At 58.5% G+C, this 10004-nt stretch carries 12 protein-coding genes and 1 pseudogene; 9 read left to right on the forward strand and 4 right to left on the reverse strand.

Features of this window, described 5'->3' with window-relative positions; genetic code table 11:
• From trbL to FFR93_RS39725, 6 genes are all read left to right on the forward strand, one after another.
• A partial coding sequence (gene trbL, locus FFR93_RS39700; RefSeq protein ID WP_138397153.1) for a P-type conjugative transfer protein TrbL occupies positions 1–698 on the forward strand: 698 nt, incomplete at its 5' end.
• A 20-nt stretch (positions 699–718) separates the two neighbouring features.
• Entirely contained in the window at positions 719–1381 is a 663-nt protein-coding gene (locus FFR93_RS39705; RefSeq protein ID WP_138397154.1) for a conjugal transfer protein TrbF, read from the forward strand.
• 16 nt (positions 1382–1397) lie between these two features.
• On the forward strand, positions 1398–2213 hold the full coding sequence (gene trbG, locus FFR93_RS39710; protein ID WP_138397155.1) for a P-type conjugative transfer protein TrbG: 816 nt from the start codon (positions 1398–1400) through the stop codon (positions 2211–2213).
• Positions 2214–2216: 3 nt separating this feature from the next.
• Positions 2217–2657 carry a conjugal transfer protein TrbH gene (gene trbH / locus FFR93_RS39715; protein WP_138397156.1) on the forward strand — a complete coding sequence of 147 codons (441 nt, stop codon included), beginning with the start codon at positions 2217–2219 and terminating at the stop codon, positions 2655–2657.
• A gap of 11 nt (positions 2658–2668) precedes the next feature.
• A complete protein-coding gene (gene trbI / locus FFR93_RS39720; RefSeq protein ID WP_138397157.1) occupies positions 2669–3967 on the forward strand; it encodes an IncP-type conjugal transfer protein TrbI in 1299 nt (432 codons plus the stop codon).
• A 311-nt stretch (positions 3968–4278) separates the two neighbouring features.
• Positions 4279–4983, forward strand: a complete 705-nt coding sequence (locus FFR93_RS39725) for an autoinducer binding domain-containing protein (protein ID WP_138397158.1) — start codon at positions 4279–4281, stop codon at positions 4981–4983.
• Between the two features lie 3 nt (positions 4984–4986).
• Here the strand turns inward: FFR93_RS39725 and FFR93_RS39730 are convergent, their stop codons facing one another.
• A complete protein-coding gene (locus FFR93_RS39730; protein WP_027668120.1) occupies positions 4987–5277 on the reverse strand; it encodes a transcriptional repressor TraM in 291 nt (96 codons plus the stop codon).
• A gap of 258 nt (positions 5278–5535) precedes the next feature.
• Here FFR93_RS39730 and FFR93_RS39735 point away from each other — a divergent pair, with 258 nt between their 5' ends.
• From FFR93_RS39735 to FFR93_RS39745, 3 genes and pseudogenes are all read left to right on the forward strand, one after another.
• On the forward strand, positions 5536–5784 hold the full coding sequence (locus FFR93_RS39735) for a helix-turn-helix transcriptional regulator (RefSeq protein WP_138397159.1): 249 nt from the start codon (positions 5536–5538) through the stop codon (positions 5782–5784).
• A 243-nt stretch (positions 5785–6027) separates the two neighbouring features.
• Complete coding sequence (locus FFR93_RS39740) at positions 6028–6645, forward strand: type IV toxin-antitoxin system AbiEi family antitoxin domain-containing protein (RefSeq protein WP_138397164.1); 618 nt, start codon at positions 6028–6030, stop codon at positions 6643–6645.
• Positions 6638–7506, forward strand: a pseudogene (locus FFR93_RS39745) (nucleotidyl transferase AbiEii/AbiGii toxin family protein). Before FFR93_RS39740 ends, FFR93_RS39745 begins: the two are co-directional and overlap by 8 nt.
• Before the next feature lie 235 nt (positions 7507–7741).
• Here the strand turns inward: FFR93_RS39745 and FFR93_RS39750 are convergent.
• From FFR93_RS39750 to traF, 3 genes are read right to left on the reverse strand one after another with little or no spacing between them, the layout of a single operon-like run.
• Positions 7742–8359 (reverse strand): TraH family protein, encoded by a 618-nt coding sequence (locus FFR93_RS39750; protein WP_138397161.1) that lies wholly within the window; start codon positions 8357–8359, stop codon positions 7742–7744.
• 16 nt (positions 8360–8375) lie between these two features.
• Positions 8376–9539, reverse strand: coding sequence for a conjugal transfer protein TraB (locus FFR93_RS39755; RefSeq protein ID WP_138397162.1), 1164 nt, complete (start codon positions 9537–9539; stop codon positions 8376–8378).
• Positions 9529–10002: a conjugative transfer signal peptidase TraF gene (gene traF / locus FFR93_RS39760; RefSeq protein ID WP_138397163.1), complete on the reverse strand. Its 474-nt coding sequence runs from the start codon at positions 10000–10002 to the stop codon at positions 9529–9531. The genes FFR93_RS39755 and traF overlap by 11 nt, the downstream gene beginning before the upstream one ends.
• Positions 10003–10004 lie beyond the last annotated feature (2 nt).

Below are 10004 nucleotides of genomic sequence, written 5' to 3' on the forward strand. Positions count from 1 at the left end.
CCATGGGCATCGTTGTCATCTGCTTCTCGCTGGTTGCAGCTATTTTCGTGTCGGTCATGGTCGAAATGTATGTCGGCTTGCTCGCCGGCATGATCATGCTCGGGCTGGGTGGTTCGTCCTTCACGAAGGACTTTGCCATCCGATACCTCGTCTATGCCTTTGGCGTCGGCATGAAGCTCATGGCCTTGGTGATGATCGCCAAGATCGGATCGAACGTCCTGCTTGGCCTTGCTCAAGCACCGACTGCCTCGTCGGATCAGTTCGTCGCGACCTTGGCCATCGCCGGTATTTCCGTCGTGGTCTTCATCATCGCCATGTACGTCCCGAACATCATCCAGGGCGTCGTCCAGGGCGCATCGGTTTCCGGAGGAATGGAAGCGATCCGCCACGGCGGGCAAGCGGCGTCTTTTGCCGCCGGTGCTGGCTTCCTCGCCGCCGGCGCTGCCGGCGCGGGGTTTGCGGCGGCTCAAGCCGCACGAGCTGGCGGTTCATCCGTTGCAGGTGCTGCTCTTCGCGGAGTGGGCGCGAGCTTCTCTTCCGGCGCGCAAGCAGCCGGTTCAGCCGCGAAGGAAAAGGCAATCGGCTCTCCGGGCGCTTATGCCGGGTCCATTCTCGGACTTGCCAATGCCAAGCTCGATGAGCATCGCGGCGGTCATAGCACACCGAAGCCTCCTCCCGAACGCAACGACAAACCGTAATCGAGACAAGGGAAGAATAAATGGCAGCGAACCGCGCCCCGGAAAACCCGTATCTTGCCGCCCGCCAGGAATGGAGCGAACGCTATGGCTCTTATGTGAAGGCCGCAGCCGCATGGCGCATTGTTGGTGTCCTCGGTCTGGTCATGGCCGTTATCGGCTTCAGCTACGCGATGTATCTGAGCACACAAGTGAGGCTCGTACCTTACATCGTTGAGGTCGACAAGCTCGGAACCGCAGTCACGGCAGGTTTCCCCGAGCAGATCGAGTATGCCGATGTCCGCGTGGTGCGCGCCACACTCGGCAACTTCGTCACAAGCTTTCGCTCGATCACGCCGGATGCGGTGGTGCAGAAGCAATATATCGACCGCACCTACGCCCTTCTTCGCACGTCCGATCCATCGACGGAGAAGGTCAACGCCTGGTTCCGAGGCAATTCTCCGTTCGAGAAGGCGAAGGCTTCGACAGTTGCCATCGAGGTCAACAACATCGTCGCGCTTTCGAACCAGACCTATCAAATCGACTGGACGGAATATGAGCGGGACCGCAAGGGCAAGGAAACCGGCACGAGGCGGTTTCGCGGAATCGCGACTGTGACGCTCACCACGCCACAGGATGAGGCGACGATCCGCCTCAATCCGATCGGCCTTTATGTTCGGGATTTCGATTGGACGGCACAGCTTTAAGGGCAGGGGATTCTCAATGCACAGAACACGACTACTGTTAGCAGCCGCCGGCTGCATGGCCGGGCTCGTCCTTGCGGCGGGCGCACATGCGCAGAGCATGACGAGCAACGAAGTAAAAGGAACGAATCTTTCCAGGAAATGGCGCGGCACACCGGGGCTGGTCACGACAGGTCCGGACGGAAAGGTCATCTTTCTGTTCGGCGAGACCCAGCCGTCCATCATCTGCTCTCCACTACAGGTCTGCGACATCGAACTTCAGGGTGGCGAGATCGTGCGAGACGTGCTTGTCGGCGATACGGTGCGGTGGAAGGTAGAGCCGGCAACGTCGGGTGCGACAGGCGGACAGGCGATCCACCTCATCGTCAAGCCATCGGAGCCAGGCCTTCTCACCTCGATGGTCGTGACCACGTCACGGCGCACCTATCATATCCAACTCAAGTCTCATCCAAGCCAGTACATGGCGCGCGTCGGGTTCGAGTATCCGGAAGATGTTTCCACCAAACTCGCCGACATCAATTCCCGTCTCGAAACGGGCGGCATTCCAGGCACTGCGCCGGACAAGCTGAACTTCTCCTACACGGTGAGCGGGAGCGCGCCCTGGAGGCCGAAGCGGGTCTATTCTGACGGGGTGAAGACCTACATCCAGTTTCCGAAGTCGATCTCCGGTCAGGATGCACCAGTGCTCTTCGTCGTCTCTGGCGGTCAAAATCGCATCGTCAATTACCGGATGAAGAACGACATGATGACCGTCGACTATGCGATCGACAAGGCGATCCTCGTTTCGGGTGTCGGTTGGCGGCAGCAGAAGATCACCATCCGGCGGGGAGGCTGAACCATGCACCAGCTAGTCGCATTTCTCGCCGCGGCCGCCTTGCTTTCCGGTTGCCAGACGCCAGACGACGCGCTGACCACCAGCTCCACGCCGGTGGCCGTCACCGGACCCGCCGCGAGCGCAATCGCCGGCGACATGGCAAGCCGCTTGGCTGAACAGATCGGCCCGGCTGGCGGTGCCGCCACGATTAAAATGGAGACGGACACATCGGAGTTCGCATCCGCCCTCAAGGCGGCGCTGAAGGGGTGGGGCTACAAGGTCGTTACGGACGGCAAAGTCGCCAAAGACATCAGGCCGGTAGAGCTTGCTTATGCAATCGACGGTTTCGACGAACAGGTGCTAGCACAGGTATCGACGCCTTCCATCGCTCTTGGCCGCGCTTACACGCCGACAGCAGCCGGCGCGACGCCGGCCAGCCCCCTTTCGATCATGCAGCGCAACTGACGGAGATTAACATGGTCCAATCGCTCCAGCTTGGCACGTCGAGCCAAGCCGACGATCAGCAGGGCATGCGGCGGCTCAACCGCCTGCCGATCATCGTCGCCATCATCGTCATCGTGCTGTTCTTCGGCGTGGTCGTGATTGGTCTGTCGCTGCGCGGGCTTTCTTTCAATCGTGGCGATATCGAGGGTGCTTCCAACAGCCCTGCGGCCAGTTTCGGTGACCAGCTAAAAAGGGGTGTCACGGATGGCATTATCGGTGAGCCAGAAAAACAGGAGGTGTTTCAACCGACACCTGTCGTGGTGGAGAATAAGGAAAAGCAGGAACCGGTCGTCGAACGCCAATCAATGGAACGACAAGACCGCCGACAACGGCTCGAATCTGAAGAAGAGTGGAAGGCTCGCCTGAAGCGAGAGCAGGATGAACAATATATCCGCGAGGCCCAGCGCCAACGCATGGCGCGTCTACAGGCTCGTGCCATGGCGCTCGATTCGCCGCTGAAGGTAGACGTCTCCGACGTTGAGAAGGCTGCAAGCTCCACCAACGACACCGGCCGCCAGCCGACAAATATCGCAGCAAACAGTGCCTCAGACCTTTATGCTGCCGCCATGAAATCCGGCCTGATAGGACAGGACGTCGATCAGAACGGGCAGACATCGAAAGAGGACTTTTTCAATCAGGACATCAAAGATCTCGGCTACCTGCCGAACCAGGTGGTGCCACAGATGTCACCCAATGAATTGAAGCGCGGTTCGGTCATCCCGGCGACATTGATCACCGGCCTCAATTCCGACCTGCCGGGGCGCATTGCCGCTCAGGTCAGCCAGAATGTCTACGATAGCGCAACCGGCTATCGCCTTCTCATCCCGCTGGGCGCAAAGCTGTTCGGTCGCTACGATTCCAAGGTCTCATTCGGCCAGGAACGTGTTCTCGTCGTCTGGACTGACCTCATTTTCCCGAACGGGTCTACCCTGCAGATCGGTGGCATGGCGGGCACCGACGCCGAAGGATATGGCGGCTTCCAAGATAAGGTCGACCGCCATCTTTGGAGGACCTTCGGTTCCGCAGCCTTGGTCGCAGTCATCGGGACGGGGATCGATATGTCGATGCCCGAGAGTTCGACGCTCGCGACGCAGGTTACCGCCTCGGATGCAGCACGACGGAATTTTGCCGAGTCATTCGGCCGGGTAGCGGAAGAGACGATCTCGAAGAATCTAAACGTTCAGCCGACAATTCGCATCCGGCCGGGCTACAAGTTCAACGTCCTGGTCGATCAGGATATTGTTTTTCCGTCTGTCTATAGCGGCCGCTAACCAGGTAAAGGATCCTCAGATTTTCGCGACATCACTGAACGTCGCAAGGTCATTCCGCGTGGCGACGCAGGTGTGACTAAAATTCTCTACAAAAATCATCGTCTTTAGATCAGAAAGAGTTGAATACTCGGCAGAGGTGAATAGACCTAAGCGAGGCAACGAACGTGGATCTGCTTCGCGTAGAAGCAACTGCCGTATCGTCCAATGTCCCATGTGGCTCCGGCTAGCCGAACGGTGGCAACCGGTACCTCGCGGCGTCAGAACGGCGCGACGAGTGGGAGGCTTGCACCGTCGCAAAAGGAGAAAAGTTAGTGGACGGTGACCTTCGCTCTCTCATCGATATGACAGAAGCCGCGCATGATGAACGTATGATCAAAAGTGCTCTGAAGACCTTTGCGCACGCATGTGGCTACGACCGTTTTGCTTATCTGCAAACTGAGGGGTTGGAAATCCGCACATTCAACTCCTATCCGGAGGAATGGCAGGGCGTTTATCTCGAAAACCAGTACTCCCGCATCGACCCGGTCGTTACGGAAGCCAAGCGTCGCATGGAAATGTTTTCCTGGACGGCCGACGATTGGCCCGCTCGTGGAACCTCCGAACTCAGGCGTTTTCGGGACCAGGCGATCGATTACGGCATTCGGAGTGGGGTGACTATACCCGTCGAAGGAAGTTTCGGGTCGACGATGATGCTGACGTTTGCATCCTCAGCGCAGACGGCTGACGTTAAAAAGCTGCAGGATGCGCAAAAAGCGATCCAGGCAGTACTGGCGATCCACTACCGCCTGAAAATCATAGCTGCGACGACGATTGTCGCTCCGAAACGGTTACTTTCACCAAGAGAAGCAACGTGCCTAATGTGGGCGGCAAAGGGCAAGAGCGCTCCGGAAACCGCAATGTTGACAGGGATCAATCCGAGGACAGTGCAGCACTACCTCGATAAAGCGCGCGAAAAGCTCGAAGCAGCAACCGTTCCGCAACTTGTCGCGATCGCCAAAGATCACGGTCTGGTATGAGCGTCAGGCTTCGCCATCTGGGGCAACTTTAGGGACGTAGCCAAGCGCATCGATGATTTCCGACAACAACTCCTGCTGGGCTTCGGATTTTTTCTGACGTGCGACATACTCATCCTGCAGGCTTTTGAGTACGGCGGCGGAGACCGACGGATCGGCGCTCGCGCGAGTCCATTCCTCATAGACAGCCTCATCGGCGGCAATAAGATGGCGGTGCTCACGGATCGCAGCAACTGCCAGCACCTCTAGTTCTGACTCTTGCATCAAACTGTGGCGAGATGAGCCCACATCGTTCATCCGCTTCTCCCTAACTTCATTCTGCTGCCCGAACCTAAGGCTGCGGCCTTATTATATCGGTTGAGCGCCATCACAATATCCGCTGAGCATCATCTGGGTCCTGTGCAATTCATCTCGCGCCTCTCCATACCGACGTCGAAGAGTGCAGGGACTTGAACGACACTGTCTTGCTTATTTGCTCAAAAGGATTCGACCCCCGCTTGTGCTGTAGAGAATACTCCGTGGTAGGAAACTCATCAAGCCGCTGTTCTCCGGATTATGGAGATTCGAGAGGTATTTGCGCGTAATTTGCGAGCTGCACGGCAGGCTAAAGGCTTGTCCCAGGAGGAACTCGCCCATCGCGCGGACATCGATCGCACCTACGTCAGTTCGCTCGAGCGTAGCGTCTACAATGCAAGCATCGATGTCGTTGACCGTTTGGCGACAGTCTTGGGCATCGAAGCCTGTGAGTTACTGAAACGGCCCCCGGAGGAGTCACAGATGCCAACCGCCGAGCTTGACGACTAAGAGAAGTTGTCCTGCCGACTGACGGGTTCATGCCCGGCCGGCAATGCTTCCACGTCAATTGGCTAGGTCCGTCGGCAAGGCTACATCTTTACTCTTGACGACCACTGGATTTGTCAGCTCTCGAGCCAATCGAGGCAACTATTCGTGGTGAAGAATTCACAAGGCGATGATGGCTTTCTCGGCTTTAGGGATTGTGATACAAATCCTAGGATAATAGATCCAATTCTCCGAGCTTTTATATCAATGCCCAGTCCCGTCACGCAACGCCAAATTGCCCGCACCGTGCTAACTGAGCGCGGAATAGCACGTTTGGTGGAACTGCGGAACGCAGGTGTGACGGCTGCCACCATGAGCCGAATGGAACGAGATGGTGAAGTGCTCCGGCTTGCCCGCGGTCTTTATCAACTTCCTGATGCGCAGCTCGACGTCAACCACAGCCTGGCGGAGGTTGCCAAACGCGCACCCAAAGGCGTTATCTGCCTCGTTTCGGCACTGGCGTTCCACGGCCTGACAGATCAGCTCCCAGGACAAATCTGGCTTGCCATAGGCCGTAAGGACTGGGCTCCGAAACTGGACGGCCCCGCTATGCGCATCGTGCGTTTCACAGACGGCCTTCTCAACGAAAGCGTCGAACCCCATGTCATTGAAGGCGTTCCCGTGAGGGTCTTTGGAATTGCCAAGACAATTGCCGATTGCTTTCGCTATCGCAACAAGATCGGCCTTTCGGTAGCGATAGAAGGGCTGCAGGAGGCGCTGCGGCAACGAAGGGCTACTCCTGGCGAAATCGCCAACCAGGCCGAACGCGGTGGCGTCGGATCGGTGATCCGGCCGTATCTCGAGGCGCTGACCGCCAATGGCTAAAGAAATCAGAAACGTCGGCGCCTCGGTGCGCGCCCGCCTGTTGCAACTCGCCAAGGCAAGCGGGCAAAGCTTCGATCTGGTCCTGACGCGTTTTGCTCTTGAACGGTTATTGTTCCGGCTTAGCCAGTCGCCCCACGCCGGTCGCTTCGTTCTAAAAGGGGCGATGTTGATGATGAGTTGGTTCGACAATCCGCACCGAGGCACGCGCGACCTCGATCTTTTGGGTTTCGGTGATCCGAGTCCGGACCCGATGCTTGAGACATTTCGGGAAATTCTGGCGCAAGAGGCCGACGATGGCGTTACGTTCGACGCTGATACGCTGCATGTGGATCGTATTCGCGAGGCATTGGATTATGGTGGGCTCAGGCTGCGGGTGATCGCTTCGATCAGCGGAGCCCGGATTAACCTGACGATCGACATCGGTTTTGGCGATGCGCTTGAGCCTGGGGTGGAGGTTTTGGATTATCCTTCCATGCTCGATTTTCCGATGCCGCGGCTTCGGGCCTATGCGCGAGAAACGGTCATTGCCGAGAAGTTCCAGGCAATGGTGATGCTGGGGCGAGTAAACAGCCGCATGAAGGATTTCTACGACATCTGGATCCTCAGCAGTCTTTCGACTTCGGCGATGATCGGCTGGCGTGCGCAATAGCCGCTACCTTTGATCGCCGCGAGACATCGATCCCCATTGACCTCCCCGACGCCCTAACGGACGCCTTTGCCAAGGACCAGCAAAAGCAGCGGCAATGGCGAGCTTTCGTTGAAGGCGTTGCACACAATCCTGGCGATCTGACAGACGTCATCGCGGAGATTGCCACATTCCTGATGCCGCACGCGGTTGCGGCTGCGAGGCTGGACGAATGAGCGGTTTGGTCGCAACCACGCGAGTTCATGGCTCAGCGAACAGAAATCAGATCCTGTCGGGTTTTTTATCGGGCAACTCCATAGCTGGAACCCGTCAGTATGCGGTTTCTTACTGGCTCGCCGCCATTACAACCACGGACCAGGCATCTGGAAGCACAGTAATTTCATGCTTTGGAGCCGCGCTAAATTCTGGCTTGGCCGGAACATGCCTCGCCAATGCGAGGTGAACTCAACGCTATTGCTGACCACCGATGCGGGAAAGATCGATCCGTATCCCCGCATGCCTAACATCCTGCATCGTCTCTGGCTGTACGTCTTTCGGCGTCGCTTCCTCGCCATGCACTAACTCGGCGGGACGCGTCTGATCGCTTTGCTGCGGCGCTTCGATGGGTATGCCAGGATCCTCCGCCTGAAACACGCTCACGCCCTCGAACTCGCCGGTTTTCCATGCGTAGACTGCATCATCAAAAATCTGCGGGAAGACATCTTTGCTCGTGGGGTTGCCATACCATTTCGCAACGATCCTCAGAACCTTGGCGAACATCGCCGTGCCTTTGCGGAGGTTCTGGCAAGGATCGACGAAATCAGGCTTCAAATCAGCGGGCTCCTTGACTCCAACCCCAGCAGGTAACTGAGTCAGACCGACTCGGACAACCGCCTGACCAGCGTATTGGCGCATGATCGCCATCGCCTCCTCAGTCGATGTGGCTTTCGGAACGAGTATTAACCGGCCGCCCGATTTGACAGTGACGGCGAGGGGATCATCCGAGCCCGCGGCCGTCACGAATTGCTCGATGATCGCGGGCTTGAGAGAAGGGTCTGCACATTCGTTTATCAGGGCTGCGTCGATCATGGTGTCTCCTGGGCACTCAAGTGTTGAAGGCAATAACAAGCGGCTTGGCGAAGAGCTTTGCCCAAGCCGTGGCAGTAGTCCGCTGGATGGCGACGATCGACGTCCCATCGGTCCACCAACCGTTCCCGACGGCAATGATGAAGCCCGGATCGTGCAGCATTGACTGAAGCACCGGCCAAACGATCAGTTGCTCGTAGCAGATCAATGGCGCCGCGCGGCCGGCACCGATCGGGACGACCGGGTTCGCAAAAAAATCCGCCCTGGCACCGCCACTCTCCCCGACCAAGAAACGCCACGGCTGCCACATCGAGCCGGGAACCGGCATGCGTTCGCGATAGAGGATACGGGCGCCCTTCCTGTCGATCGCGACGACGACATTGTCGTAGCCCCTGGGGTCGATCATCGCGGCGCCGGCGATGACAGTGGCATCGCCATCGGCAAGTGCGCCCGTCCATAGACGCTCCACGGTCGGCGTCCAGAAGCCGAGCGCACTTTCCGGCAACACCACAAAGCGGGCGCCATCGCCGGCTGCGCGGAGCACCGTTGCGATCATGTCACGCTGTCGTTGAAGACCGGTGTCTCGGCCAAGCGAAACTCCCAACTCCAGATCGACGCCGTGCCAGCCTTCCGGTAGCTTCGGGTCGGTCCAGATAGCGGCGTACCATAGCCAAAAGCCAGTCAAGGCGATGGCGACAGCTGGCCAAATGCGGGTTACGAGGCCCGCAAGGCCAGCTGTCGTAAGCCCCAGTCCCCACCATCCCCATCCCGGAAACAGTACCCCCGCGGCTGTGATGGGATGCGCCCATCCCGTGACGCCGAACGGCGGGATGGCCATGATGACGGCCGCAAGGAGATAGCGGAGCGGACGACCGCCAGCATTCTTTGACCAGAGGACGGCATGGACCATGACAAAGCTCAGGGATGCACATAGCCAGAGCAACAGACCCGGCCAGATATCCGACGAATAGAAGGCGGCCACACCTTGTGGCAGACCCCGCGACGCGGCCAGGAAGTATCCGGCCGACACGAGCGCCGCAATCAACCTCGTTCGCGCGATCGACCATAGAACAGGAAACGCCAACGCGACGGGCAGTAGAGTGACGTATCCGCTCCACCCCACCACGCCGATCGCGATCGAAGCGAATGTCAGCAGCGTCGGTCGAAGATAATCACGGCGCATAGGTGAGGATCTCCTGCGCCAGACCGAGAATGCCCGAAGCAGGCACCGGGCCGAAGTAGCGGGAGTCATAAGAACCGGGGAACGCTGAATGCAGGAAGACATAGCCTGCCGGAACGGTGCCGCTCGCAGACGGCGTCAACGGCCGACCGTTTCCGTCGCGCCGCGTGACCCTGGAAGAGGAAACCTCCCGCCCATCGACACTCACGCTGGCGCCGATTTCGGCATTTTGTCCTGCTACGGCGATCACCGTCTTGATCAACGGTGCGACGCCGCCCGGGCAGAAACCAGAACGGAAATAGCCACGCGCTCGTGCCTCCCGCATTTCCGCGGTTGCCGGTGGGCAGATGAACACCAGATCATTGACAGCAACGGGGCGATGGAGCGGAACGATGCGCCACAGGCCGAGTGGCTCGCTCGGTGTCAGATTGATGCGGTAGCCGCCGGCGACGGCAGTCACCACCAGCA

Origin of the sequence: Rhizobium sp. MHM7A, from assembly GCF_005862215.1 — a bacterium.
Classification (GTDB): Bacteria; Pseudomonadota; Alphaproteobacteria; order Rhizobiales; family Rhizobiaceae; genus Rhizobium; species Rhizobium bangladeshense.

Excerpts from the sequence above, each read along its gene's own strand:
- FFR93_RS39755 (WP_138397162.1), bottom strand. The coding sequence starts at position 9,539 with ATGCGCCGTGATTATCTTCGACCGACGCTGCTGACATTCGCTTCGATC.
- FFR93_RS39750 (WP_138397161.1), bottom strand. The coding sequence starts at position 8,359 with ATGATCGACGCAGCCCTGATAAACGAATGTGCAGACCCTTCTCTCAAG.
- trbI (WP_138397157.1), top strand. The coding sequence starts at position 2,669 with ATGGTCCAATCGCTCCAGCTTGGCACGTCGAGCCAAGCCGACGATCAG.
- FFR93_RS39740 (WP_138397164.1), top strand. The coding sequence starts at position 6,028 with ATGCCCAGTCCCGTCACGCAACGCCAAATTGCCCGCACCGTGCTAACT.
- FFR93_RS39705 (WP_138397154.1), top strand. The coding sequence starts at position 719 with ATGGCAGCGAACCGCGCCCCGGAAAACCCGTATCTTGCCGCCCGCCAG.
- trbG (WP_138397155.1), top strand. The coding sequence starts at position 1,398 with ATGCACAGAACACGACTACTGTTAGCAGCCGCCGGCTGCATGGCCGGG.
- trbH (WP_138397156.1), top strand. The coding sequence starts at position 2,217 with ATGCACCAGCTAGTCGCATTTCTCGCCGCGGCCGCCTTGCTTTCCGGT.
- FFR93_RS39730 (WP_027668120.1), bottom strand. The coding sequence starts at position 5,277 with ATGAACGATGTGGGCTCATCTCGCCACAGTTTGATGCAAGAGTCAGAA.
- FFR93_RS39735 (WP_138397159.1), top strand. The coding sequence starts at position 5,536 with ATGGAGATTCGAGAGGTATTTGCGCGTAATTTGCGAGCTGCACGGCAG.